Annotated in this window: 23 protein-coding genes, 1 tRNA gene and 2 pseudogenes; 14 read left to right on the top strand and 12 right to left on the bottom strand. The window is 51.1% G+C overall.

From position 1 onward, the window contains the following. Positions 1-25 precede the first annotated feature (25 nt). The gene (tesA, locus tag SC127_RS04040; RefSeq protein ID WP_215847398.1) at positions 26-652 is read right to left on the bottom strand and encodes a multifunctional acyl-CoA thioesterase I/protease I/lysophospholipase L1; all 627 of its coding nucleotides are present in this window, start codon (positions 650-652) and stop codon (positions 26-28) included. Between tesA and ybbA the strand changes: the two genes are divergently transcribed. The 3 genes from ybbA to SC127_RS04025 all read left to right on the top strand — a co-directional run bounded on the left by ybbA (position 620) and on the right by SC127_RS04025 (position 4567). Further along, entirely contained in the window at positions 620-1306 is a 687-nt protein-coding gene (gene ybbA / locus SC127_RS04035; protein WP_215847397.1) for a putative ABC transporter ATP-binding protein YbbA, read from the top strand. The genes tesA and ybbA overlap by 33 nt on opposite strands. Beyond that, complete coding sequence (gene ybbP, locus SC127_RS04030) at positions 1303-3720, top strand: putative ABC transporter permease subunit YbbP (protein WP_332625338.1); 2418 nt, start codon at positions 1303-1305, stop codon at positions 3718-3720. Before ybbA ends, ybbP begins: the two co-directional genes overlap by 4 nt. Before the next feature lie 88 nt (positions 3721-3808). After that, positions 3809-4567: a class I SAM-dependent methyltransferase gene (locus SC127_RS04025; RefSeq protein WP_332625336.1), complete on the top strand. Its 759-nt coding sequence runs from the start codon at positions 3809-3811 to the stop codon at positions 4565-4567. A 60-nt stretch (positions 4568-4627) separates the two neighbouring features. Here the strand turns inward: SC127_RS04025 and purK are convergent, their stop codons facing one another. From purK to ppiB, 4 genes are all read right to left on the bottom strand, one after another. Continuing rightward, the gene (gene purK / locus SC127_RS04020; RefSeq protein WP_332625334.1) at positions 4628-5692 is read right to left on the bottom strand and encodes a 5-(carboxyamino)imidazole ribonucleotide synthase; all 1065 of its coding nucleotides are present in this window, start codon (positions 5690-5692) and stop codon (positions 4628-4630) included. Beyond that, a complete protein-coding gene (gene purE / locus SC127_RS04015; protein ID WP_243078372.1) occupies positions 5689-6198 on the bottom strand; it encodes a 5-(carboxyamino)imidazole ribonucleotide mutase in 510 nt (169 codons plus the stop codon). Before purE ends, purK begins: the two co-directional genes overlap by 4 nt. 132 nt (positions 6199-6330) lie before the next feature. Beyond that, positions 6331-7047, bottom strand: a complete 717-nt coding sequence (lpxH, locus tag SC127_RS04010) for a UDP-2,3-diacylglucosamine diphosphatase (RefSeq protein ID WP_243078371.1) — start codon at positions 7045-7047, stop codon at positions 6331-6333. Continuing rightward, a complete protein-coding gene (gene ppiB / locus SC127_RS04005; RefSeq protein ID WP_215847394.1) occupies positions 7047-7541 on the bottom strand; it encodes a peptidylprolyl isomerase B in 495 nt (164 codons plus the stop codon). The genes lpxH and ppiB overlap by 1 nt, the downstream gene beginning before the upstream one ends. Positions 7542-7758: 217 nt before the next feature. On the opposite strand from ppiB, the gene cysS reads away from it, so the two are divergent. Continuing rightward, entirely contained in the window at positions 7759-9144 is a 1386-nt protein-coding gene (gene cysS, locus SC127_RS04000) for a cysteine--tRNA ligase (RefSeq protein WP_332625331.1), read from the top strand. Positions 9145-9193: 49 nt separating this feature from the next. Continuing rightward, positions 9194-10300, top strand: coding sequence for an AAA family ATPase (locus SC127_RS03995; RefSeq protein WP_332625329.1), 1107 nt, complete (start codon positions 9194-9196; stop codon positions 10298-10300). 26 nt (positions 10301-10326) lie between these two features. Here the strand turns inward: SC127_RS03995 and ybcJ are convergent, their stop codons facing one another. Both ybcJ and folD read right to left on the bottom strand, forming a co-directional pair. Next, positions 10327-10539, bottom strand: a complete 213-nt coding sequence (gene ybcJ, locus SC127_RS03990; protein ID WP_332625327.1) for a ribosome-associated protein YbcJ — start codon at positions 10537-10539, stop codon at positions 10327-10329. Continuing rightward, complete coding sequence (gene folD, locus SC127_RS03985) at positions 10539-11405, bottom strand: bifunctional methylenetetrahydrofolate dehydrogenase/methenyltetrahydrofolate cyclohydrolase FolD (RefSeq protein WP_215847390.1); 867 nt, start codon at positions 11403-11405, stop codon at positions 10539-10541. The genes ybcJ and folD overlap by 1 nt, the downstream gene beginning before the upstream one ends. Before the next feature lie 179 nt (positions 11406-11584). Here folD and SC127_RS03980 point away from each other — a divergent pair. Further along, positions 11585-11661: transfer RNA gene (locus SC127_RS03980), tRNA-Arg, on the top strand. A 15-nt stretch (positions 11662-11676) separates the two neighbouring features. On the opposite strand, the pseudogene SC127_RS03975 reads toward SC127_RS03980, so the two are convergent. Further along, positions 11677-12000: pseudogene (locus SC127_RS03975) on the bottom strand (site-specific integrase); the annotation flags it as partial. Here SC127_RS03975 and SC127_RS03970 point away from each other — a divergent pair. Continuing rightward, positions 12000-12179, top strand: a pseudogene (locus SC127_RS03970) (IS3 family transposase); the annotation flags it as partial. The pseudogenes SC127_RS03975 and SC127_RS03970 sit on opposite strands and share 1 nt — an antisense overlap. 346 nt (positions 12180-12525) lie before the next feature. Here SC127_RS03970 and SC127_RS03965 read toward each other — a convergent pair. After that, positions 12526-13836 (bottom strand): amidase, encoded by a 1311-nt coding sequence (locus SC127_RS03965; protein WP_332625324.1) that lies wholly within the window; start codon positions 13834-13836, stop codon positions 12526-12528. Between the two features lie 527 nt (positions 13837-14363). On the opposite strand from SC127_RS03965, the gene SC127_RS03960 reads away from it, so the two are divergent. Then, entirely contained in the window at positions 14364-14702 is a 339-nt protein-coding gene (locus tag SC127_RS03960) for a hypothetical protein (RefSeq protein ID WP_332625462.1), read from the top strand. Between the two features lie 1123 nt (positions 14703-15825). On the opposite strand, the gene SC127_RS03955 is transcribed toward SC127_RS03960, so the two are convergent. Further along, the gene (locus SC127_RS03955) at positions 15826-16044 is read right to left on the bottom strand and encodes a hypothetical protein (protein WP_332625323.1); all 219 of its coding nucleotides are present in this window, start codon (positions 16042-16044) and stop codon (positions 15826-15828) included. 38 nt (positions 16045-16082) lie between these two features. Between SC127_RS03955 and SC127_RS03950 the strand changes: the two genes are divergently transcribed. The 4 genes from SC127_RS03950 (at position 16083) to SC127_RS03935 (ending at position 17640) form a co-directional block, all read left to right on the top strand. Further along, complete coding sequence (locus SC127_RS03950) at positions 16083-16358, top strand: cupin domain-containing protein (RefSeq protein ID WP_243078369.1); 276 nt, start codon at positions 16083-16085, stop codon at positions 16356-16358. 108 nt (positions 16359-16466) lie between these two features. Continuing rightward, the gene (locus SC127_RS03945; protein WP_215847387.1) at positions 16467-16628 is read left to right on the top strand and encodes a hypothetical protein; all 162 of its coding nucleotides are present in this window, start codon (positions 16467-16469) and stop codon (positions 16626-16628) included. A gap of 132 nt (positions 16629-16760) precedes the next feature. Beyond that, positions 16761-17183 (top strand): DUF4186 domain-containing protein, encoded by a 423-nt coding sequence (locus SC127_RS03940; RefSeq protein WP_215847386.1) that lies wholly within the window; start codon positions 16761-16763, stop codon positions 17181-17183. Between the two features lie 139 nt (positions 17184-17322). Further along, positions 17323-17640 carry a hypothetical protein gene (locus SC127_RS03935; RefSeq protein ID WP_215847385.1) on the top strand — a complete coding sequence of 106 codons (318 nt, stop codon included), beginning with the start codon at positions 17323-17325 and terminating at the stop codon, positions 17638-17640. An 82-nt stretch (positions 17641-17722) separates the two neighbouring features. Here the strand turns inward: SC127_RS03935 and SC127_RS03930 are convergent, their stop codons facing one another. Next, positions 17723-18877, bottom strand: coding sequence for an AI-2E family transporter (locus SC127_RS03930; RefSeq protein WP_243078368.1), 1155 nt, complete (start codon positions 18875-18877; stop codon positions 17723-17725). A 365-nt stretch (positions 18878-19242) separates the two neighbouring features. Here SC127_RS03930 and SC127_RS03925 point away from each other — a divergent pair, with 365 nt between their 5' ends. Further along, entirely contained in the window at positions 19243-19566 is a 324-nt protein-coding gene (locus SC127_RS03925; RefSeq protein WP_332625460.1) for a hypothetical protein, read from the top strand. A gap of 63 nt (positions 19567-19629) precedes the next feature. On the opposite strand, the gene SC127_RS03920 is transcribed toward SC127_RS03925, so the two are convergent. Next, complete coding sequence (locus SC127_RS03920; RefSeq protein ID WP_332625318.1) at positions 19630-23397, bottom strand: NAD(P)-binding protein; 3768 nt, start codon at positions 23395-23397, stop codon at positions 19630-19632. A 596-nt stretch (positions 23398-23993) separates the two neighbouring features. On the opposite strand from SC127_RS03920, the gene SC127_RS03915 reads away from it, so the two are divergent. Next, a complete protein-coding gene (locus tag SC127_RS03915) occupies positions 23994-24686 on the top strand; it encodes a DUF421 domain-containing protein (RefSeq protein ID WP_243078366.1) in 693 nt (230 codons plus the stop codon). The last annotated feature ends 7 nt before the right edge of the window (positions 24687-24693 follow it).

The raw sequence follows: 24693 nt of genomic DNA, 5'->3' as shown, positions 1-24693 counted from the left end.
TTACCCATTTTCGCGCTCATTGTCGCTACTGCTGCTTAACTAAAGGAGCGAGTTCTTTTGCCATTAAATTGGCAATAAAAGGTTGTGCATCAGGGTTTGGATGAATGCCGTCCTGCTGCATCCACTCAGGTTTCAGGTAAACCTGCTCCATGAAAAAGGGCACCAGAGGAATGTTGTACTGCTGTGCCAGATCGGGATAGATCCCGCTGAACGCTTCCGTATAACGACGTCCATAATTGGCCGGTAAACGAATCTGCATTAGCAGGGGTTTCGCGTTGGCTGCTTTTACGTCGTCGATCACTTTGCGCAGATTCAGGGCGATGGCATCAGGCGGAAATCCACGCAGACCGTCATTACCGCCCAATTCGATTAACACCCATTGTGGTTGATGCTGTTTTAATAGCGACGGTAAACGCGCCAGTCCTTGTGCAGCGGTATCGCCGCTAATACTGGCGTTAATCACTCTGGGTTGCTGTTGCCACTGTTTATTGAGCAGACTGGGCCAGGCGGCGGAAGCCGACATACGGTAACCGGCGCTGAGGCTGTCGCCCAATACCATCAGGGTATCAGCCGCAGCAAGACGAGACACCAGCAGAAGACACAATAACAGGAAGGGATAATGCCAGCGGAAAACGTTGTTGAAGTTCATCATCTTACTAAGTCCGTCGGTCAGGGAGAGCATCAGCTGACCATCCTTACCGGAGTTGAGTTAGTTGTCAAACCGGCTGAAACCATCGCGTTGATTGGCGAATCAGGTTCAGGAAAATCCACGTTACTCGGTATTTTAGCTGGCCTCGATGATGGCAGCAGCGGCGAGGTGAATCTGATGGGCAAGCCGTTGCATCAGATGAACGAGGAGCAACGCGCCGCGCTGCGTGCTAAGCAAGTCGGCTTTGTTTTTCAATCATTTATGTTAGTCCCAACGCTAAATGCGCAGGAAAATGTGCAGTTGCCCGCGCTGTTACGTGGCGACAGCGATCGCCAAAGCCGCGAGCAGGCACGAGAACTGCTTAATCAGTTGGGATTAGGTGAGCGTCTGCATCATCTGCCCGCGCAACTTTCCGGTGGTGAGCAGCAGCGTGTGGCGCTGGCACGTGCTTTTAACGGTCGGCCCGGCTTGCTGTTTGCTGATGAGCCCACCGGTAATCTGGATCGTAAAACCGGCGATCGTATTGCCGATTTACTGTTCTCACTCAACCGCGATTTTGCGACCACGCTGATTTTGGTCACGCATGATGAACAATTGGCGGCGCGCTGCGATCGGCGTTTACGGTTGCGCGATGGCAAGCTGTGGGAGGAGCAATGATTTGGCGCTGGTTTTGGCGTGAGTGGCGCTCGCCCTCGCTGCTGATCGTTTGGCTCGCATTGACGCTGGCGGTCGCTTGCGTGCTGGCATTGGGTTCCATCAGTGACCGAATGGAAAAGGGGCTAAGTCAGCAAAGTCGGGATTTCATGGCGGGTGATCGCACCTTGCGCAGCAGCGATGTGGTGCCTGATGCCTGGCTAGCGAAAGCGCGTGAAGAGGGATTGTCAGTCAGCAGTCAGCTGAGCTTTATGACCATGACTTTTGCTGAACAAACGCCGCAGCTGGCCTCGGTAAAAGCGGTTGATAATCACTATCCAATGTTTGGTGATTTGCAAACCGATCCGCCGGGTCTGAAACCGGTTGAAGGCACAGCGCTGGCGGCCCCACGTTTAATGGCGCTGCTGAATTTAAAAGTCGGCGATCGATTGGATGTCGGGGACACCACGCTGCGCATTGTCGGGGAGGTGATTCAGGAACCGGATGGCGGCTTTAATCCGTTTCAGATGGCGCCGCGCTTGTTGATCAATCTGGCAGACGCAGCAAAAACCGGTGCCATTCAACCAGGCAGCCGGCTGACCTGGCGCTATAAATTTTCTGGTGAATCTGAGCAGTTGGCGAATTATGACCGCTGGATTCAGCCGCAGCTGAAAGCCGATCAGCGCTGGTCCAGTATCGAAAATTCCGAAGATGCATTAGGTCGCTCGATGCAGCGTGCTCAGCAATTTTTGCTGCTTTCAGCTCTGCTAACATTGATGTTGGCGATTGCGGCGGTAGCGGTGGCAATGAGCCATTACTGTCGCAGCCGTTACGATTTAGTCGCAGTGTTGAAAACGCTGGGTGCCACGCACGGCGCCTTGCAAAAGCTGCTGATTGGTCAATGGCTGGCGGTGCTGCTGCTGGCGGCAGTGTGCGGCAGCATGGTCGGGCAGGGCGTTGAAGCGCTGTTAATGGCGATGCTGAAACCGGTGCTGCCGGCCAGCTTGCCCGCTGCCAGCTTGTGGCCGTGGGTGTGGGCGGTGGGTTCACTGTTCGTGATTTCGCTACTGGTGGGATTGCGGCCCTATCGCTTGCTGCTGGCGACGCAGCCATTACGCGTCCTGCGACGGGATGCGGTGGCGAATATCTGGCCATTAAAATTCTACCTTCCTGCCATGGGTGCGCTGGTCGTTGTCTTGCTGGCGCTGCTGGTCGGCGGCAGCAAAATGCTGTGGGCGCTGCTGGCGGGTGTGGTGTTGCTGGCTGCGTTGCTGTCGCTGCTCGGCTGGGCAACGCTGCTGCTGCTGCGCCGTTTAGTGGTGCGTAATCTGGCGCTAAGGCTGGCAATCAATCGTCTGCTGCGTCAGCCCGGCATCACGCTTAGCCAGCTTTCTGCATTTTCGCTGTCATTTATGTTGTTAGCACTGTTGTTAGTCATGCGCGGCGATTTACTGGATCGCTGGCAGCAGCAGCTCCCTGCAGACAGTCCAAACTTCTTTCTGCTGAACATGACAGAAGATCAGGTACCGCAGGTGCGGGATTTCTTGCAGGCGCATCAGATCAAACCGGAAACCTTTTACCCTATCGCTCGGGTCAGATTAAGTGAGTTAAACGGTAAAGAGGCGGATCCCAAAATGGATAACGCTTTAAACCGTGAACTCAATTTAACCTCGCTCACTGAGCGCCCTGAACACAATCCGCTGGTAGCGGGCAACTGGCCTCCAAAAACGGGTGAAGTGTCGATGGAGGTTGAGCTGGCTGACCGGCTGGGACTGAAACTCGGGGATACCTTGACCTTCGAGGGTGATACGCAAAAGTTCAGCGCCAAAATCACCAGCCTGCGCAAAGTGGACTGGGAGAGTTTGCGACCTAACTTCTTCTTTATCTTTCCACCTGGCGCACTGGACGCACAGCCGCAAACCTGGTTAACCAGTTTCCGCATGGATAACAATCCCGCTTTGCTGGCACAGCTAAATCGCCAGTTTCCCACGCTGAGTCTGCTCGATATCGGCAGTATCATGCGGCAGATCGGACAGGTACTGGCGCAGGTAAGCCAGGCACTGGAAATCATGGTGGTGTTGGTTACGGCTTGTGGCGTATTGCTGTTGATGGCACAAATTCAAGTCGGTATGCGACAACGCCGTCAGGAGTTGGTGGTGTATCGGACGTTGGGGGCCAGCAAACGTTTATTGCGATCCACACTGTGGTGTGAATTTGCGCTGCTCGGTGTGGTATCGGGTGTGGCGGCGGCATTAGGAGCGGAAGCGGCTTTGTGGGGATTGCAGCGTAAAATTTTCGACTTTCCCTGGCAGCCTGACTGGACGCTGTGGCTAGCCTTGCCGATCGGCGGTGCGCTGCTGCTGTCGGTGTGTGGTGGCTGGCTGGGCGTGCGGTTGTTGAAAGGAGAGGCGCTGTTCAAAAGTTTTAGCGCCGGATAGCACTAAACGTCCAGGCCAGACTTAAGACCTGGTCTGGACGTGTCGTTTGAAATAATCAGGTCAATTATTCCGCAAAGAGTCGCTTACATTGTCACATTCACCTTTATCGCACCCCCTTGCCATCAAGCCCGTTACTGACACTGCCTGCTGCAAAATTTGCCAGGGCCGCGCCACGCTCTATGGCGTTACCGATTTTAATACCGCTTGTTATGCCAACAATGTGAACCGCTATGTTTATCCCCTTACCGGGGTTGCGATTTATTATCATCAGTGTCAGCAGTGTGGTTTGATTTATACCCATGCGCTGGATGACTGGCGTCCGGCAGATTACCAGCAGCACATTTATAACGAGGATTATGCGCAATTCGATCCTAATTATGAGATCAACCGCCCGCTTAAAAACCGTGATTTTATTCTGCAATTATTCAAACGCTATCATGGCAGCAAGATGCTGGATTACGGTGGCGGCAGCGGCACGCTGGCGAAATTAATGCGAGAAGAAGGGATCGATATGATCGCCTGGGATCCGTTCATTGCAGGTGATTATCCCGAAACGGCTGCCTATGATTTTATAACTTGCTTTGAGGTGCTTGAGCACACGCCAGATCCGCATCAAACCGTTGCAGAAATTACGCGCTTTTTGAAAAAAGGCGGGGTGTTTTATTTCAGTACCGGAACCCATGACTCAGTCAGTCATCAAGGAATGAACAATTGGTATATTGCGCCGCGTAATGGCCACATCACCCTCTATTCTGAAGCTTCTTTGAACACGCTATTTACCGCGCACGGCTACCAAATAACGCATTTGAATGAGTGGTATCACGTTGCGATGAAGATGAGAGATTAACGCGCAAAGATGGAATGGATTGTTCCCTCTGTCAGAGAAGAGGGAACAACAGGCAAAGCGTTATAATTTAGCCACTGCCCAGGCAATACCGCTCACATACTCTTCTGGAAGCTGTGACACCAACGCATTCAGTGACGCTTTCAAACGTGCCTGATCGTTGTCGGTCAAATTCAGATGGCCAACTTTACGACCCGCACGCACTTCTTTGTCGTACCAATGCAGGTGTACCAGCGGCTGCTGCAGCCAGTTGAGATTCACGGCGGTACCAATCAAGTTCACCATCACCGAAGGGGCAATAACCACCGGTTTTGGCAGCGCCAGACCCAATATCGCCCGCAGATGCAGTTCGAACTGGCTAATTGAAGCGCCATTTTGCGTCCAGTGGCCACTGTTGTGCACGCGTGGAGCCAGTTCGTTGATCAGTAAACCTGCTGGTGTGACAAAACACTCCATCGCCATCACACCAACATAGTTCAGTTCATGCATGATGGCGCTGAGCATCGCTTCAGCCTGCTGCTGCTGAGCGCTGTCTGCCTGCGGAAAAGCCACGCTGGTGCGGAGAATGCCATCCTGATGGAGATTATGAGTCAGCGGATAGAACACAGTGTTGCCATCCTGACCGCGTGCGCCGACCAGTGACACCTCACCTAAAAAGTTGATGCCTTGCTCAACAATACATTCGCCGTAGCATTCGTCTGGCAACGAGTCCGTTTCATTGGCACGCAAACGCCATTGACCACGGCCATCGTAACCGCCCGTGCGGCGCTTCACGATGGCCAGTTCACCCAGCGTTTTAAACACCGCTGGCCATTCTTGTTTATTGGCCAGCAACTGCCAGGGTGCGGTAGCAAGATTGAGCTGGTCAAGCAGCTGCTTCTGCGTGAGGCGATCGGCCAGGCGAGGAAAGATATCGCGGTTCACGAAAGCCGGATGACTCGCCAGTTCGCGCGTCAATGCCGTTTCAGGCCAGCGTTCAATCTCGGCGGTAATCACGCTTTCAGCAATCGGCAGCGCATCGGGATCAGCGTCCAAACCCACAGGATAAACGGCAATACCCAGCGGTTCACCCGCCTGGCGCAGCATACGGCCCAGTTGACCATTTCCTAAAACACAAACCGGCTTCATGCTTCCACCCGCGGGTCCGGGTTATTCAGCACGTCGTCAGTTTGCGTTTGACGCCAGATGGCGAGGCGGGAAGCCAGCGCCGCGTCATGAATCGCCAGAATCTGTGCCGCCAGCAGCGCCGCATTGGCAGCACCCGCTTTGCCGATGGCTAAGGTGCCAACGGGAATACCGCGTGGCATCTGCACAATGGAGTAGAGGCTGTCGACACCGCTGAGTGCTGCACTCTGCACTGGAACACCCAACACGGGCAGCAAGGTTTTAGCCGCCAGCATGCCAGGCAGATGTGCCGCGCCACCTGCACCCGCGATAATCACCTGATAGCCATTTTCAGCAGCCGTTTCGGCAAAGCTAAACAATTTATCCGGCGTGCGGTGCGCTGAAACCACTTCAACATGGAAGGGCACGTCCAGGCTGGTCAGAATTTCCTCAGCGAACTGCATGGTGGCCCAGTCACTTTTGGAACCCATAACAATAGCAATGCGAGCCGGGGCGGCGTTGGATGACATGCGGTCAACTCCTGTGAATAAACAAACAGACCTGGCCGGGCGGACAGGTTTTGAAGGGCACAGAGAATAGCATGAGAAGAGAGCAAGGAAAACGGTTGCGTCGGGCTAAAACGGGCCAATTCAGCCCGATTTTTAAAAGTTAAATTCGATCAGTTGAATACCGCTGGCGTCCAATTGGATCATTGAGCCTTCGCTATGCCAAGCGCCTAAAACGGCACGCTCAGCAGCTTTGCCTTGCAGCGTCAGAGCGTGAATAGCGGGGCGATGTGTATGTCCATGAATCAGCAGACGTACCTGCTGGCGTTGCATCGCGGCTTCAACAGCCTGCTGATTAACATCCATGATGGTCAACGACTTATGCTGATTAGCTTGTTTGCTGTCGGCACGCATGCGCGTTGCGATGCGTTTACGAATAAACAGTGGCAGCGCGAGAAACAGCGTCTGAATCCAGCGTTGATGCACCTTAGCGCGAAAGCGTTGATAGCCTTGATCGTCAGTACATAATGTATCGCCATGCATGATCAGTAATCGATGACCGTACAGTTCAAGAACCTGCTCTTCTGGGAGTAGCGTCATGCCGCTGTCGCGCGCAAAGCGTCGGCCAATCAGGAAATCGCGGTTACCATGAATAAAGTAAACCGGTACGGGTAGGGCGCGCAGTGCATTCGCGATTTTTTGATGCAGCGGATTGGGGTCGTCATCGCCAATCCAGGCTTCAAACAGATCGCCAAGGATATACAACGCGTCGCAATGCGGCGCTTCGCGCTGTAAAAAATGCAGAAAACCGGCGGTAATCGCCGGTTCTTCCTGGCACAGATGTAAATCTGCAATAAATAACGTGCGCGACATTACTCGCTAACGGTCACTTTCTGGATGACAACGTCATCTTTTGGCACATCCTGGTGCATGCCGCTGCGGCCCGTTGCTACCGCTTTGATTTTCTCAACCACGTCCATGCCTTCAACCACTTCAGCGAACACGCAGTAACCCCAGCCTTGCAGGCTTTCGTCACGGAAGTTCAGGAAGTCGTTGTCAGCGACGTTAATGAAGAACTGGGCAGTCGCGGAGTGTGGAGCAGAAGTACGCGCCATCGCCAGAGTACCGCGGGTGTTCTTCAGGCCGTTGTTGGCTTCGTTACGAATCTCTTCTTTCGTCGCTTTCTGCTTCATGCCCGGCTCAAAACCGCCGCCCTGAACCATGAAACCGTTAATTACGCGATGGAAAATGGTGTTGTCGTAGAAACCTTCACGGCAATAATCCAGAAAGTTCTGTACGGTTGCCGGCGCTTTGTCATCGAAGGTTTTGATCACGATATCGCCATGGTTCGTCTGGAAAGTTACCATTTTTGTTGTCCTGTAAAGGTTGTCGTCAGTCACTCAGGCCGCATCATAGAATGGCGTGCCCATTTTTCTCGACGGTTCTTATATCATAATTTGCAATGACGCGTCAGCAGGGCGGCGCAGTTGGCTTGCTTTGCATCGCACGAGCGTTAAAAATACGGCACAATGTCTAAATACCCAAAATAAGTGCCAACCGCACACGTTAATACGGAAACGTTCAATGCTTAAGATCTATAACACCCTGAGTCGACAGAAAGAGGAATTCAAACCCATCCATGCCGGTAAGATCGGTATGTATGTATGCGGCATCACGGTGTACGACCTCTGTCACATTGGTCATGGTCGGACGTTTGTGGCATTTGACGTGGTAGCGCGCTATTTACGTTATACCGGTTATGATCTGAACTATGTGCGCAACATCACCGATATTGATGACAAGATCATCAATCGTGCTAACGAAAACGGTGAGAGTATTGAAACCCTGACCAACCGCATGATTGCAGAGATGCATAAGGATTTTGCGGCGTTGGGTATTCTTCCGCCAGATCAAGAACCACGCGCCACGCGTCATATTGCGGAAATTATTGAGCTGGTTGAGAAGCTGATTGCACGCGATCATGCCTACGTCGCGGACAACGGCGACGTGATGTTCGATGTCATGAGCGACACCGATTACGGCGCGCTTTCGCGACAGGATCTGGATCAACTGCAAGCCGGTGCGCGTGTTGAAGTGGCAGAAGTGAAACGTAATCCCATGGATTTCGTGTTGTGGAAAATGTCGAAAGCGGACGAACCGGCGTGGTCCTCGCCGTGGGGAAATGGTCGTCCGGGCTGGCACATTGAGTGCTCGGCCATGAACTGCAAGCAACTGGGCGAGCATTTTGATATCCACGGCGGCGGTTCTGATTTGATGTTCCCGCACCATGAAAATGAGATTGCTCAGTCAACCTGCGCGCATGACGGGCCTTACGTCAATTACTGGATGCATTCCGGTATGGTGATGGTAGACCGCGAAAAGATGTCCAAATCGCTGGGTAATTTCTTCACCGTGCGGGACGTGCTGCAGCATTACGATGCAGAAACGGTGCGTTACTTCCTGATGTCTGGCCACTACCGTAGTCAGCTTAATTACGGTGAAGATAACTTGAATCAGGCGCGTGCCGCCTTAGAGCGTCTTTATACTGCGCTGCGCCACACGGATAACAGCGTGGCGGCGAGCGGTGGCAATGATTTCGAGGCCCGTTTCCGTGCCGCGATGGATGATGATTTTAATACCCCTGAAGCTTATTCAGTGCTGTTCGACATGGCGCGTGAAGTGAATCGCCTGAAAGGTGAAGATGCAGCATCGGCGAATGGATTGGCGGCAAAACTGCGTGAAATTGCCAACGTTCTTGGCATTCTGCAGCAGGATCCTGAGCAATTCCTGCAAAGTGGCGCGCAGGTGAACGATGAAGAAGTGGCGGAAATTGAGCATTGGGTGAAAACCCGCGCCGAAGCCCGAGCGGCTAAAGATTGGGCGCAAGCCGATGTGGCACGCGACAAGCTGATCGAACTCGGCGTAATAGTTGAAGACGGCCCGCAGGGATCAACCTGGCGACGCAAGTAAACTGAAGAGGGCGAGAAATCGCCCTTTTTTATTATGCGGATTTTTTATTATGTCGATTGAGCAGCTTCAGATTCGCGGCTTCCGTTCGGTAAGGGATTTGACCCTGCCGCTGCAGCAGTTAAACGTGGTGAGCGGCCCAAACGGATGCGGCAAATCCAACCTCTATAAAGCGGTGCGCCTGCTGCATGAAGCTGCCTGCGGGCAACTGGCCTTGGCATTAGCGGAAGAGGGTGGCATCCAAAAAGCGATGTGGGCCGGAGGTTTGCGCCAAGGCGATCGCCGACACGATGCCAAACGGCTTTCTCTTGCGGTGCAAATGGATGATATGGATTATCAGCTGGAGGTTGGCTTTCCTGAGCCGCTTGCAACGAGCTTGTTTAACCTTGATCCACTGGTGAAGGAAGAACATCTGTGGATGAGTGGTCATCAACGACGTCCTTCAGCCTGCATTATGCAGCGTAAAAATCAGACCGCTTTTTTGCATAATATTGACGGTGAGCGCATCGCTTATCCGGCGGTATTGCACCCGGAAGAGTCGCTGTTCGGGCAGCTAGGTGAACCGCATCGCTATCCTGAACTGTCACAACTGCGTGAGCGACTGCGCCAATGGCGTTTCTATCACGAGTTTGCTGTCTGGCCCGGTTCGCCCATTCGCGCACCACAAATTGGCGTGCGTGCGCCGGTGCTGGCGCATGATGGCAGCAATCTTGCAGCGGCATGGGCCACTATTGTTGAGCGTGGTCATCATGAATTGTTGTTTGAGGTGGTGGGTGAAGCGTTTCCCGACAGCGAGTTTCACGTCGATGTGCAGAATGGCCGGTTTCAAATGCTGATGTCGCGCAAAGGTATTTTGCGGCCGTTGGAGAGCGCTGAGTTTTCAGATGGCACACTGCGTTTTCTCTGTTTAGTCGTGGCGCTGCTGAGTCCGCGACCCCCTCAATTTATGGCGCTGAATGAGCCTGAAAACAGTTTGCATGAAGATTTATTACCCGCTCTGGCGCGGTTAATTGCTGAGGCCAGCCAGTTCAGTCAATTGTGGATTACCAGTCACTCGCCCAAACTGGCCACATTGATTCGTCAGCATACGGCGTTGAATCATATTGAGCTGGAGCAAATAGAAGGCGAGACGCGCGTGGTGGGAGAAGCGTGGGTTTAAGGCGTCCCCGCAGGGACGCCAGAACATCATGCGGTCACGGTGATGCGTTTACCTGCGTATTCAACCGTTTGACCAGAAACGATTTTACAACGCTTACGGGTTTCAATCGCGCCGTCGACCCGCACTTCACCATCAGCAATCACGACCTTGGCCTTTGCGCCACTTTCAACCCAGCCTTCCAGCTTGAGCAAATCACAAAGATCAACGTGCGGGAATTTTCCCAGAGAAAAGTTCGCCATTATTTCACCTCATTGTCGTGAAATTCTTCACACGCCTGCAGCGTATTCTGAATCAACGTTGCTACTGTCATCGGGCCTACGCCGCCCGGTACTGGCGTGATATACGCTGCGCGCTCAGAGGCCGCTTCAAAATCAACATCGCCTACTACTTTCCCGCTTTCTAAACGGTTAATGCCGACATCAATAACAATCGCGCCCGGCTTGATCCAGTCGCCTGGAATGAAGCCCGGTTTTCCGACCGCCACCACCAGCAGATCGGCGTGCTCAACGTGATGACGCAAATCTTTGGTAAAACGATGGGTAACGGTGGTGGTACATCCCGCCAGCAGCAGTTCCATGCTCATCGGGCGACCAACAATATTTGATGCGCCAACGACCACGGCATTGAGGCCGTAAGTGTCAATGTTATAACGCTCAAGCAACGTGACGATGCCGCGCGGCGTACAAGGGCGCAGTTTTGGCGAACGCTGGCACAGACGACCGACGTTGTAAGGATGGAAGCCATCAACGTCTTTATCCGGTGTGATACTTTCCAGCACCTTGACGTTATCAATGCCCGCTGGCAGCGGCAGCTGTACCAAAATGCCATCGATTTCTGGGTCATTGTTGAGATCGTCAATCAGCTGCAGCAACCTGGCTTCGCTGGTGGTAGCGGGCAAATCGTAAGAGCGGGAGATGAATCCCACTTCCTCGCAGGCGCGGCGTTTGCTGCCGACATAAATCTGCGATGCAGGATTTTCACCTACCAGAACGACTGCCAAACCCGGTGCACGTTTTCCGGCTGCCAGACGTTGCTTCACTTTTTCCGCAACCTCAAGACGCACCTGCTGCGCAATCGTTTTACCGTCAATAATTTTTGCTGCCATCAGAGAGGAAATCCACTGTGTTGTGTTAAATCGGGGAAGGTGCCTATTTTGTCAGAAGCGCGACGCGCTGTCAGGTTTTGAATTGCTGACATTGTCTTAAACTTCAGCAACCATGCTGATTGATAAGTCAAAAGCGTTGACTCATTCGGGTCGGCCCGTATAATCCTCGCCATCTCCATGCGCCCTTAGCTCAGTTGGATAGAGCACCGGCCTTCTAAGCCGTAGGTCACAGGTTCGAATCCTGTAGGGCGTACCAATACCTTTCAAGCACTTACGCAAGCTTCAATCCTACCTGATTTCCTCCTTGTGTCGTATTTGTGTCGTGATCACCTAAAAGTGAGTCAATTTTGCGCGCATGCTCCGTTAAATGGTTCGGTGCAAGGTGAGCATAACGACGTACCATCTCTATACTTTCCCAGCCACCCATCTCCTGCAAAGCAGATAACGGAACGCCAGCCTGAATCAACCAGCTTGCCCATGAGTGCCGAAGGTCATGAAAGCGGAAGTCATCAATACCTGCCCGTTTTAATGCTGCCCGCCATGCGGTATTGGAATCTACGCGCATCTTCCTGACGCTTGCTGTTGTGGTTCCGTCATTGCCACGACAATGCGGTTGCGGAAAGCTTTTTCCCGCTACTGAAACGCGAACGGATAAAGAGAAAGATCTACGGAACGCGGGAAGAAGCCCGCAGTGATGTTTTCGATTACATCGAAATGTTTTATAACTGTAGCCGTCGGCATGGTTCGAATAATCAGATGCCACTTTCTGAATAAGAAAACCAATATTATCAACGACTCGGAAATGTCTTGATGATCCGTGGCGATTCAAGCGAAAGAAATATGCATTGCGTTAATCCTGATATCGGTTTCGATCAGGCATTATGGTTGGTGATGTATTCAGACTGAGCAGGTTAGCTACGCGTTAGAGCAGTCGCAGACCATTTACTGGTCATATTTGATGCGATTGAAAATCAACTGACGATACCATGATCGCGCCATCCGCCTCACCAACGACCAACATATATTCATGGCGCAGGATCGCCTTTTAATCACGGGCCCAATGAACAGATAACAGCTACGGACCACATTACTTTTAACGTGATGTCTGTTTTGTCCATACCTATATTTCATTGCTCATGAGGGCGCATTCACACCCCAACGCCAGAGAGAGCAAAGAAAATTCATCCGACTCCTTCCCCAGAATTTCCATTCCTACCGGCAGCCCCTTTTGCGTCCTGCCACACGGCATTGTTATGGCGGGCAAACCGCTGATGGCGGCCAGTTCAGGCGCACAGCCAGGGGGCATTTTATTGAGGCTTTCTGGCAGTCGGCGAACCGTGGGATAAAGAAAACCCTCGATACGATTCTGTTCTGCAGCCAGCCCGAGTGCATGGGTTAATCGTCGCTGAAAGCGGCGTCCACTCAACCACAACGGGTTTTTCAGGCTTTGACATTCCAGCATTTTTTCAAGCAGCGGGATAAACTCAGCCAGGCACTCACCGGAATCCATAATTCCCCGCAGCGTTGTCGGCACGGCTGTTTGTGCCGCCAGCCAGCTGTTTATGGCGACCGGGAATTCATACATGCTCAGGCAAGACTGTGATTCAACCTCCGCCAGAATGGGCAGAGCGATCTCTACGATGACTGCGCCTGCCTGGCGTAATCTCTCCAGCGCCTTGTTCCAGACTGTTCGCTCATCGCTATTTTCTGACTCCAGCGCGCGAATCACGCCTAATCGCACGCCTTTCAGCGATGTTGGCGATAATTCAGCAACCTCTTCACCGTGCAGAATGCCATGTAACAGCGCTGCATCCCGGACACTGTGGACCATGGGGCCAACGGTATCCTTGCTCACGGATAGCGGCGCAACGCCCGCGAGCTGCTGTCTCCGGAAAGCGGGACGCAGTCCGACCAACCCGGTGTAGCTGCATGGAATGCGAATCGAACCACCGGTATCGGTTCCCAGCGCACCATCTGCCATTCCGGCAATCACAGAAGCAGCACTGCCCCCGCTGGATCCGCCTGCGGTTAACGCCGGGCACAGTGGGTTACGGACATCGCCCCCCAGAGAACTCCGCGAGCGAACATCAAAAGCAAACTCTGACATATTCGCCCTTGCCAGAATAATCGCCCCTGCTTTACGCAGACGCTGGATCACTAAAGCATCCTTAGCCGCGATGACCGATTCCAGCGCCTTACACCCCAGCGTTAGCGGCAAAGACGCACAGGCAATATTATCTTTTACAATGAGGGGGATGCCATGCAAGGGCCCCAAGCTTTTCTTTTCGCGGCGTAATTGCTGACACTTTTCTGCTTGAGAAATGGCCTCCGGGTTTACCCCGAGAATCGCGTTAAGGTGCAGGTTCTGCTCGACTATCTCCAGTCGTCGGGCGATCTCTTCCCGGCAGTCAGACGGTGGTACAAGACGCATAGTTCGCATTGAGTGATTACCTATTTCAACTTAAACCTGCGGGCAAATTTCATGGCTGTTCTACTCCCAGCCTAATCCCGCAGGATACCTGTTCTTTCTACACCCTCATGGTTGCATACGTATGCAATCTAAAAACTCATTTACCTCACAAAAACAAAATAATTATTTATAACCAAAACACCAATTACTCATTACCGGCAACATCCCCCAGCCAGACGGCTATATGTTTCATTGTCGACACTGGCTGGAAACAGGCTTATGTTATTAATTCTCAAAGAGACCAATAGTCTACATCAATCAAAATCCCATCATGAAGAAGGTTATGGCTGAAACGAATTCAATGCGACTTACAGAGCTCATTGTCTTTAGTTATTTGTTTCCCATTGCATCAGTTTCCCTTTGGCATTTATCCTGCTACATGTTTATGAGAACAAGGAAGTGAGCAAATTAAGCATCGAGGCTCTTTACGATACGGTTGTCAGATTTATTTACCTGCATTGAAATTCAACGGAGTTTTGTTGGTCATGATTAAAAAAATAATCTGTTTAATTTCTTTAATGATGTTCACTGCTTCCGCCTTCTCGGCAACGCAATGTGGCCCTTTCTATTTAAAGGCTAATAAAAGTGGTTGGATTTATGTCAATGGTGAACGGTCAGAGACGCAGAAAATTACCTTTCTGAAAGAGAAAGGTGACTATGACAACGTTAAGTTACAGTGGCGGGTAAAAAACGCTAAAGCGCCGGGTATGCTGGGAATGGAACAAATATATCGAGATGGCAAAGCGATTTTGAATGTAGAGGTGATTCGTACTCACCAAAGCCAGATACGTATACATGGCACATACGATTGCGAAAAAGTCGACTAAAACAAATATTTATATAACCCGCTTCGGCGGGTTTTTTATTGGAGTCAATATGCCATTTCAAGTCAATTACAGGCTGGGACACCTTGTGAAAATCGACATGTTGATTTTCCTGATGTGTTCAGTAAGAGCCAATCCTGAAAAGTTGGCTGAGCATTGCGAATCATTGCTGTTGAATTGTAACTCGGCGGCCATTGAAGTGAACCAGCAGACGTAACGCGAGTGGTTCTGTTATGTCTTGTCATTCTTACCAAACACGTTTATTAGCGAAACGGCAAAAAATTAGTGCCGACATAATAAAAAGTGCATTAGTAATACAATATAAGATTTTGCCCTCATGCCTATCTACCATTCAAGTGTTAGGCTGCATTGTTGCTGCTAATCCTCCTAAGCGGCAGGATGTAAATGGTCATCACGGTGAATACTGTGGGTAATCGAACATGAGCCGGTTTGGCCATTCAATGGCTTACCGGGAGGCACCCGGAGCAGCAGCTTTATCTCAGCCACATCCTCTGAATTCTTTTAAGTGAAGGAGAATTTACGGTGTGGTTGTTTTAATGTAATTCTGGCGTTAGCCCTTATGCTATTACCCTCATATCGAACGCGCTTAATCCCCTGACACAGCGAAATATTACGGTTTCAGTAGGATGATTTTTCGCCTCTATAAAGTTACATTTCATTTGCATCTTATTGACGGGTTGTTAGAATAAGTCTTAAGAAAAGCGGTTGGTGCTGAAATCCACATTACGCATTCTGCTTTTACTTTAGAAATAGCCACCGGACAGGGTGGCTTTTTTTATGGCCTAAAAGGCAGCGCTGTAAGCGCATTCAGGCAAGGTGAAAAGACGCTCAACGCGTTGTTAAGCCGTCGGAATTTAACCCACAATTTCGCCATCCGCGTTAATGTAATGAGGTTGTACTCATGCTCTAACCGTGCGCCAACGGTGCTGCGTACCATGTCGTAAAGCAGGGAGATCATTTGCTACCAATGCGCAACTTCAAGACTATAAACATCAAGTCATCCGTCATCGGTGCTGCATTTTTTCGCCGTCATGCCGCCGCCCATAAAAGCGTCCGTTGCCAACCGAAATGTGGACGATTTTGATCTGAACTTCTTTTATTCTCTTTATTGAATTGGCCCTAAATTGGCGACTCTGTCGCAGCAGCAGAAAGGCGGCGAACGCCGCTCCAGCAATGCCCAATGTTTTTTGGATTCAGCCGTTAAGTTGTGTACCAACTCGGTCGAAGTGCCCAGCGCAGGGGCAAACTCGTTGGCCGTGCTCAGCGGCAACAGAGCCAGCGGTAGCCCGTTCTTCACCCCAGCGCAGTAGCGCAAAAGCATCATTGTCTATGCTTAAGGCAGGCCAATACTCAGGAGGCGAGATGACCGAGCAAGAATTCCGAAAATTATTAGCGGATAAAGGGTTTGATGAACCGGTTTGGGTTGAGCGAGCTCCCGAAACGCAACTCGATAACCATGTGCATTCTTTTGAGGCGATGGCGCTGATTACTCATGGCGACATCACCATTTTTACGGAACACAGCGAAAAGACTTATCAGGCAGGAGAGATTTTTCATCTGCAACCCAACGTGCCGCATCGCGAGGAATTTGGCGAGCAGGGCGTACGTTATCTGTCGGGAAGGAAAGAGAGTGCTTAATCACCGCAGATAACGCGCTATTCTCACGCTTTCGTGAAGTGCCGCACGCCTTGTTGGGGTGGGAGGACTACAGTTAACAGACCAACCACAGCAATCACGGAGGTCACCATGTCTGAACGTCCCGATTATGAAGAACCGGTTCCTGATGATGCCGAATATCCGGCATATGAAGATGACGATGAAGAGTTACCTGAAGGATCAGATGAAGGGATTGATCCGCTGGAAGATGAAGATGGAAATGACTTTCCCGATCCTGCTAAAAACATCTAAAAACTCAAAACCGCCTCCAGGCGGTTTTTTTAATTCGGACATCACTCGATTCTGCAGCCACTCAAAAACGTGAATAAAATCCAGTATACTTTTCACCGCTATTTTGCCTTTCCATTCGTTCACTGAGGTTTTATGACGCCACTCGACGATCTTTTTCAGCGTCTGTCGCGCTCTCCATTCAGGCAGCGCTTTGCATTGGGTAAAATTGAATATGATTATTGCCTAAATAAAGGCGAAGTTCAGGTACGCGAACATGCGGCTGACTTCATCAAACAAAGGTTGGCAGCAGCCGAACCAACTAATGACGGCAAGCAAACGCCGATGCGCGGTCATCCGGTATTTATTGCTCAACATGCTACCGGCACCTGCTGTCGCGGCTGTTTGCGCAAGTGGCACGCGATTCCTCAGCATCAGGCATTGACGACTGAGCAACAGGCGTATGCCGTTGAAGTCATCCTGCACTGGATTCATCAGCAAATGCAGAAGCCTGCGCCTGTAGCAAAAACGCGCAAAGTGAAAAAACAGGACACCAACCCACAGCTCGATCTGCTTTAACGGTGAATTATGCTGTTTTTTGGTTAAATTTTCGGCGCTCAAGCCACTTTCTTCATTCCTGGTTTATTCTTAAATCTTTCTACAACCTCATATGCCAGGATAATTACCTGACACGGCACTTTTTATAAAAGAGGGAATTATGAAGAAAACAATGATTGCACTGTCTGCACTTTTACTGGCGTCCCCTGTTTTCGCCGCAACGACTACCGATAACACGGTTGCTGAAGCGCACAAAGGCGCCGATACAGCGAAAGAAAAACTGCATCAATCTCAGCACCAGGGCGAAGAGCTGAAACTCAAATCTAAAAACGCAGCGGAAGGCAAAAGCAACGCCACCAGCAGCAAGATTGAGGAAGGCGCGCAGAAAAACTGGAACAAGACCAAAGAAGGCACTGAGAAAGGCTGGGATAAAACCAAGCAGGGTGCAGAAGATTTGAAAAACAAAGCAACTAACTAATTGATTTAGCAAGTTGTTTAAAAGAAAAACCCACCAATGCGGTGGGTTTTTTTATGGTTGGCATATTCACAATCTGGAAGCATTACTCTTTAGCGGGGGTGTCCAGCTGCTTTTTGCTTTCTTCAACTGCGGTGTCCGACTGCTTTTTGCCTTCCTCGATAACCTCTTCATCAAGCTCTTCAATGTTCTGGCGGTTATCGCGCCCAGAGAGCAAATTCCAGCAGGCGATAAACAGCGCAGCAATCACCGGACCAATAACGAAGCCGTTGATGCCGTAAATTTCCATTCCGCCTAACGTGGCGATCAGAATCATATAGTCTGGCATTTTGGTGTCTTTGCCCACCAGCAGTGGGCGTAGAATGTTATCCACCAGGCCAACCACAATCACGAAGAAGCCCACCAGGAACAGACCTTTCCACAACGCACCCGTGGCAAAGAAGAAGATGGCGGCAGGTGCCCAAATAATCGCAGAACCCACGGCGGGGATCAGGGATAAAAAGGCCATCAACGCGCCCCATAACAGGCTGCCATCAATGTCGATGAACCAGAAGGCCAGTCCACCCAAAATACCCTGCACAATGCCTACGACTACCGTACCTTTGACGGTTGCACGCGAGACAGCGGCAAATTTTCCTAACAAATGGTGTTTAACGTAGGTCGAAAGCGGCAGCGCTTCTAAAATCAGATGCACCAGATAAGAGCCATCTTTCAGTAGGAAGAACAGCAGGTAAAGCATCACGCCAAAGCCCACGGTAAAACTAAACGTGCCTTTACCGATGATAAATACGCTGCCCGCCGCATACTGGCCGCCTTTCAGGGCAAACTCAGAGAGTTTTTGCTGAATTTGCGCTGCATTATCCAGATTATGCTCCGTTAGATAATGCTTCGCCCACTGCGGTAAATGCTGCATTAACTCAGCAAAAACCGTTGGAAACTGGGTCGAATTACCCTGCAATTTGGTATACACCGCGTTGATTTCTACCGCTAACGAAGAGGCAATAATCATCAACGGCGTGAACACGATCAAACAGATACACAGCAAGGTCAGCAGCGAAGCCAGCCCGTTGCGGTCGCCCAGTTTGTTGCGCAGCAGTGATTTAAGCGGATGAAAGATTACCGCTAATACCGCAGCCCACAAAATGGGAGAAAAGTAAGGGGATAACACATCGAAGAAGGCGACTGTTACGATCGCCAAAATCAGCAGGAAAAACCCAATATTCAATCCTTTAAAGCGCATTGAAAAACCTCATATAAAACATTCCTTGGTCAACCTAAAGTCATTCCGATTACGGCATTTACAACCGATGAGGTCATCAATACATAACCGACAATAAGAAAGGTTTTTTGTTTTTTTACCGCAGCCAGCGCCAGCAGGATCAGAGCCAATCCCAAAAAGGGATGGCAAGCAGTGAAAAAGTCGACATCTTCTCTCCTCAGGTTCTGGGCCTTTTAACGACGCGCGTTGGTGTGCCTACCGCAACAGGCGGGACAGAAGCCTACATTAGCGTAGCGGGTTCGTTTGAAAAAAGTAGATTAAGAATATTAATGAAAGCAGCGGAATCTGCCGATAAGAGAGTAACCGAGCAAAAAATGAGCAAGATAATGAAAGAACTGAGGCTAATCGTCGTCGCCATGATGCTGGTGGGCTGCGCGACCAAACAATATCCGCAAGCACCTGCGGTGACGACAGAAGAAACCACCGCCTTTGATTGCAAAGCCGTTGAACAGGAAATCGTTAAAGCCCACAGCGTACAGAGTGAAATCAGCGAAACGGGCCGTTTCGATGTGCTGACGGTGCTGGGGTTTATTGGTGACTTTGGTTTGGGAAATGGGTTGGCTAAACATTCCGCCACTAAAAAAGCGGATGTGCGGCTAAATCAGTTAGAAAGTTTAAAAACCACTAAATGCCTACCCGCCGTGGCCTAAAGCCAGGCTGTCGTCTATAAAAAAGCCAGCTCTGATGAGCTGGCTCGATTTATATTCCGTTATTTATACGCGAGTACTTTGCGATGGCAGCTGCATTTTCACGTTTTCAGCTGCACGTTTTCCGGCAAGAAAAGCGTGGTCAGAATTGTAATATTCCCACTCGCTGTAGCGTCCCGACAGATGAATATCCTGAGTAAGCAGCCATTGGCGAATCAGGGCCACATTCGCCTGTCGAGCATGATCGTAAACCACATACGCATAAGGCATATCTACCTGAGTGGCAGAGATAATCGCATCTTCAGGACGAATCATGCCCACTTTGATGCAGTCTTCACGGCAGCGTTCAATCAGTGCGTCACCTTGCAGCATGAGTGGCTTCTCTTTGCTGTAGGTCATTTCACATGTCAGGCCAAATCCGCCGGGTGAATTGCAGTGCGGGCTGGCATTGCCTTGGACAAAAATACGATGGAACAGCGTGTCACCCGGATAGTAAATCCAGTGCTTTTCAGTCAGGTTGGCGCGATCAATGCCTAAATTCACACAGCGTACCGAGACGTATCGTAGTTTTTTGGCAGCAAGCTGCACATTTTCAGGGACTTCATCACCCATTATTTTGATCAATTCCGGCAACGGCATGGTGCTGATCAACTGTTCATAACGGTAATGACGCCCATCCGCCAGCATGGCGATATGCGCCTGTGGCAGGATTTTCACCAGCGCCGCATCGGTTTCCAGCGTACATTTCAGATGCGGTAAAAAGCCTGACATCAACGCCTGAAAACCGCCGTGTAGCGGATAGCCAAAACGCGCATTCGGCCCAACCGGTTTCGCCAGTGGTTGGATTGCACCATCAATGATTTGTGCTAAATCCGGTAATGGCACGCGACCGCCAAGCCAGGAGGTTTCCATCTCGGAAAGCGGCACCTTCCAGAGCTTTTTGTTGTAAGGCAGGGCAAAATGGCGGGCAATGCCTTTTCCCCAAGTGCGCATAATAAACTGCTCGAAATTCTCAGCGCTTTCTTCGCCTTCAACTGCACAGGAATCGCCATCGGGTATCGCGCCGTCAGCACAACAATCACGGCGCTGACGCGCCACATCCAGCGGCACAGTGCGCGCTTCCGTCTCACCGTAACGGGCATCAATGGCGCCCAAAATACACTCTTTCACCACGTCGGCAGGCAAGCCATACAGTGCTGACTGGAAAGGGTAACGCGTATAAATCCCGTCGTTGTAAACCCAGGCTTCGCGTTCTTGCCAATGTAAGTTATCGCCTAGCAACATTTCATAAAGTTGCAGGACATAAGGATCTTGCGAAAACATAATGTGCCCGGCGTAATCGAAGGTAAAACCGTTGTCTTCAATTGAACGGCACCACCCACCGGGTGACGCATTTTTTTCCAGCACAACTGCGCCTTCACCGTAATGATAACCCGCGCTCAGGCCGGTCGGCCCGGCACCAATAATCAGGCAGGGCACCGCTTCAGACTCTTCAGTGGGTGGCGTTAACCAGCGCACTGCCGAATCGTTTTCTGTGGGTTCACCGCTGCGCTGCGCGGCATCGTTCTCCTGTATCAGCGCCTGCTGCATCAGTGCGTGGATCTGCTCTGCGGTACGATCCCAAGAGGTGGCGGCTACCTTTGCCTGCATTTTTTTTGCCAGCGTCAATCGCTCATCAGACGGGAGCTGCAACGCCGCTTCACAAGCCTGGATAAATTCCGCAGGGTTATGCGCCACCGCAACCAAATCGGCATAATGACGTGCCACGTCGACAATGGCGGTGCTGACAATCGGCAGTTGCGCCGCCATGTATTCCAGCACTTTGGTCGGTGAGATATAGCGAGTCGATGCATTGATGGCAAAGGGCATCAGGCAAACATCCCAACCCGCAAGGAACTGCGGCAGCGCCTGATAAGGCTGCTGACCAAGCCAGTGAATATTGGGCCGCTGTGGCAAATTGGCCGGATCGATTTTAACCACCGGCCCAACCATCACGATTTGCCATTCAGGATGGCTATCCGCCAGCGCGGCAATCAGCGGCAAATCGATACGCTCATCCAGCACGCCATAGTAGCCAAGGCGCAATGGCGGAACGTCATCATGCAAAGGATGATGATTGCTGCGATCCAGCGCTTGCTCAAAATGGATTGCATCAACGCTGCTGGGAAAACAGTGTACCTGCGGATGTTTGTCTTTTTTCGCTTCATACAAACTGGTGCCGCCGGTAAAAACTAAATCAGCGCGCGTTAACAACGCAGATTCGCGCTGCTGCAATTGGCGCGGAGCTTGATGAAAGGCGGAAAGTTCATCCATGCAGTCATAAATCACCAGCGCGGGCTTGAAGGGCGTCAACAACGGCAGTGCCATCGGCGTGTAAAACCACACCAGCGGGCGCTCATTCTCTTCCAGCAAACTTGCCAGCAGCAGTTGCAACGGCGCGATTTGGCTATCGTGAAAACCGGGTGCCTCAATATCCGTATGCGGCTGGATTACGGTAATGTTTGCGGCGGGGGCGCTCTGTTTCAATCCTGCCGGGCCTGCCTGATACAGCGGTTCTTCAACAAATAACACGCGGTAATAGCGTGCCAGACGCGTCAGCAAATGCTGTGGCCGTTGGAAGACAAATCCCCACCGTAAATGACTGAATACAATTAAAACCGGTTGTTTCATAGTGTTCTCCTGATCGTGCTGGGTAGAGAAGGTAAGAGCTTGTAAGGCATGCTGTGCCTGGCGAAGGGCGCTGGCGTAAGGTTGCTGCAGTTGGCGCGCAAAGGGATCGGGGCCGAGTCGATCAAGATCCCAAAGTCCACTTCGGGTCCAGAAGCCAGGATCTTCCCACAGCGGTCGGTCGATGATGGGATAAAGGCAGATGCCGAGCAGCTCAACGCCTGACAACTGCGCCTGCGCGACTTGCGCGCTGACTTGTAAAATCCACGCACCGCGTCCGCTGCCGACGTGGCTGGTTTCCGCTAACAGCAAAGGGCGTCGATAGCGTTGATATACATGTGAGAGCATCTCATTCAGCGGTTTGCGCTGTGCGTCACCCAAGTGCCAATAAAGTCGGCGGTTGCTGGTGTTTTCCCATTGATTGTCGTGGTAGTAATTGACGCCCACGAGATCCAAATAGCGTGGATCCCCCCCCAGTTCGGGATTGCGCTTGCCGCTCAACATGTCCCATGCCTGATATTGCGTCTCACACATGCTCTCCGCCTGTTGCTGGCTGGCCTCGCTTTCATCTTCAGGCACAATGTGAATCAGCGGATCGCAGTGCAAAATTCGCGCGCGCGGATCGGCCTGCCAGATCGCGTCACACGCTGCCAGCGTGGCGCGCACCAACTGTTGCTTGGCGGCATCGGCCCGATCCTCTTGAGGAATATCGGGCAACGCGAACAGACCAACCGAAATACCCCAACTCAGAAAAGAGATTTCGTTGATGGGGGAATAAACCGGCGCGTCGTCATACCAAGGCGCAAGAAAACCCGCCAGCGCTCCGCAGAAAGCGGCGAAGCGCGGAATAAAGTCAGCATCGAACAGGCTGACATTGGATGGCCAACCGTAATGACAAATTGTCCAGCTCAGTTGAATGCCGTGCTGTTTTGCCATCGCCATACGCTGCGCCACGGATGAAAAGTCATAGCTGTCATCGCGTTCACACAGTCGCCAACCGACACTTTCGCGTGCCGTGTTGATTGCAAAGGGCTTGAGTGCGGCGTAATCCTCTGCGCAGCGCGCCTGATGAGCATTGATATGGTTCATTGCCAATGCTTCACCGTGCGGATTAACGTGATCGGCACCTTCATAGCCGGCCAGCCAAAAACTGGAAAATGGCGTCATTGCATCTCCTGTACAAAAAAAAGAGCAAAAGCCTCTCGCTGACATGTCGTCGGAGGACGAGTCAGGTAAGAAGAGAAATACGATGCAGACTGGCTGGCCTAACCCTTCTGATTTGTCAGACGATCCATGCGAAAAACGATGAACGTTTGTGCGGGCAAGAAAATGCATCCCAGGCAAACAGAAGATAGCGGGAGAAGCGCTAACGCTATCGAGGTTTTGATTTGTATAGGTTTCTCATACATTTCAAATGAAAAAGGAAACCTTACTGGAAAGTATAGGTAAGCACGATTTTTAAGCAAACTATTGAAGTAAAAAAGAAAAAGCAAAGCGGTAAAGTGGTTCCGGTCTTTAACAGGAAATCTCTTTGTAAACATTAGACTTTAAGAGGAAGGGGGCAAGATCTGTTTTTAACGGAAGAAGATCCTTTTCGGTTTAATACGATCTCAGGATTAATAACACGCGCTCCGCTTTAAATGCCGCTCCCACTCTCTTTTGCAACTTTAAACCGGCTTGATTATGGTATGGCCTAAATAATCAGGCATGCAGGGAAAGGTGTCGCTCAGTGGGCTCACCTCTCATCACTCAGGATGTTTTATATGCTTTCATTCGACTGGCATCGATTTTTGCTCAACGACCAACCGGCTACGTTTTTGTTTGAAGTGGTGGTGCGCGTATTACTGGCTTATGTCGTGGTGTTTACCTTTCTTAAGGTATCGGGAAGAAGGGGCGTGCGTCAGCTGTCACTGTTTGAGCTGGTAGTGATTTTGACGCTGGGATCGGCGTCCGGTGATGTCACTTTTTATGATGATGTGCCGGTATTGCCGGTGGTTTTAGTGTTTATCGTGATGCTGGCCTTATACCGCTTCACCACGTTTCTCACTGCGCGTAGCGTGCGCTTCTCTAAGTGGATACAGGGCGATGTTGTCACGCTGATCAAAGAAGGCCTGTATGTTCTTGAAAGTCTCGACAAGCTCAATATTTCTGAAGATGAGTTTTTTATGGAACTGCGTCAGGATGGGGTAGAACATCTCGGTCAGGTACGACTGGCGCTGATTGAGGTCGATGGGCAACTCAGCATTTATTTTTATGATGATGATGAAATGCGTGCAGGACTCAGCGTGTTGCCACCGGAACATCGGCAGGATTTTGCGCAGATCCCTTTCACGGCTTTGTACGCGTGCACCCATTGCGGGCAGACGGAAGAGATAGAAAAGGGGCAGAGCAGAACCTGTTCGCGCTGCAAAGAGACGTTATGGTCGGTTGCGCTAAGAACTCGCCGTCTGCATTAGTGAATAA

It is taken from the genome of Pantoea sp. T14 (genome assembly GCF_036663535.1).
Lineage (GTDB): Bacteria > Pseudomonadota > Gammaproteobacteria > Enterobacterales > Enterobacteriaceae > Pantoea > Pantoea phytostimulans.
Note: the sequence above shows the minus strand (reverse complement) of the source record. Positions and strands in the feature narration are given on the sequence as shown.

Excerpts from the sequence above, each read along its gene's own strand:
- SC127_RS03940 (WP_215847386.1), top strand. The coding sequence starts at position 16,761 with ATGACGCCACTCGACGATCTTTTTCAGCGTCTGTCGCGCTCTCCATTC.
- SC127_RS03935 (WP_215847385.1), top strand. The coding sequence starts at position 17,323 with ATGAAGAAAACAATGATTGCACTGTCTGCACTTTTACTGGCGTCCCCT.
- ybcJ (WP_332625327.1), bottom strand. The coding sequence starts at position 10,539 with ATGGCGAACTTTTCTCTGGGAAAATTCCCGCACGTTGATCTTTGTGAT.
- SC127_RS03995 (WP_332625329.1), top strand. The coding sequence starts at position 9,194 with ATGTCGATTGAGCAGCTTCAGATTCGCGGCTTCCGTTCGGTAAGGGAT.
- SC127_RS03955 (WP_332625323.1), bottom strand. The coding sequence starts at position 16,044 with ATGATGCTTTTGCGCTACTGCGCTGGGGTGAAGAACGGGCTACCGCTG.
- purK (WP_332625334.1), bottom strand. The coding sequence starts at position 5,692 with ATGAAGCCGGTTTGTGTTTTAGGAAATGGTCAACTGGGCCGTATGCTG.
- SC127_RS03945 (WP_215847387.1), top strand. The coding sequence starts at position 16,467 with ATGTCTGAACGTCCCGATTATGAAGAACCGGTTCCTGATGATGCCGAA.
- SC127_RS03965 (WP_332625324.1), bottom strand. The coding sequence starts at position 13,836 with ATGCGTCTTGTACCACCGTCTGACTGCCGGGAAGAGATCGCCCGACGA.
- purE (WP_243078372.1), bottom strand. The coding sequence starts at position 6,198 with ATGTCATCCAACGCCGCCCCGGCTCGCATTGCTATTGTTATGGGTTCC.
- ybbA (WP_215847397.1), top strand. The coding sequence starts at position 620 with ATGCCAGCGGAAAACGTTGTTGAAGTTCATCATCTTACTAAGTCCGTC.
- lpxH (WP_243078371.1), bottom strand. The coding sequence starts at position 7,047 with ATGTCGCGCACGTTATTTATTGCAGATTTACATCTGTGCCAGGAAGAA.
- ppiB (WP_215847394.1), bottom strand. The coding sequence starts at position 7,541 with ATGGTAACTTTCCAGACGAACCATGGCGATATCGTGATCAAAACCTTC.
- SC127_RS03920 (WP_332625318.1), bottom strand. The coding sequence starts at position 23,397 with ATGACGCCATTTTCCAGTTTTTGGCTGGCCGGCTATGAAGGTGCCGAT.
- SC127_RS03950 (WP_243078369.1), top strand. The coding sequence starts at position 16,083 with ATGACCGAGCAAGAATTCCGAAAATTATTAGCGGATAAAGGGTTTGAT.
- SC127_RS03925 (WP_332625460.1), top strand. The coding sequence starts at position 19,243 with ATGAAAGAACTGAGGCTAATCGTCGTCGCCATGATGCTGGTGGGCTGC.
- SC127_RS03930 (WP_243078368.1), bottom strand. The coding sequence starts at position 18,877 with ATGCGCTTTAAAGGATTGAATATTGGGTTTTTCCTGCTGATTTTGGCG.
- tesA (WP_215847398.1), bottom strand. The coding sequence starts at position 652 with ATGATGAACTTCAACAACGTTTTCCGCTGGCATTATCCCTTCCTGTTA.
- ybbP (WP_332625338.1), top strand. The coding sequence starts at position 1,303 with ATGATTTGGCGCTGGTTTTGGCGTGAGTGGCGCTCGCCCTCGCTGCTG.
- folD (WP_215847390.1), bottom strand. The coding sequence starts at position 11,405 with ATGGCAGCAAAAATTATTGACGGTAAAACGATTGCGCAGCAGGTGCGT.
- cysS (WP_332625331.1), top strand. The coding sequence starts at position 7,759 with ATGCTTAAGATCTATAACACCCTGAGTCGACAGAAAGAGGAATTCAAA.
- SC127_RS03915 (WP_243078366.1), top strand. The coding sequence starts at position 23,994 with ATGCTTTCATTCGACTGGCATCGATTTTTGCTCAACGACCAACCGGCT.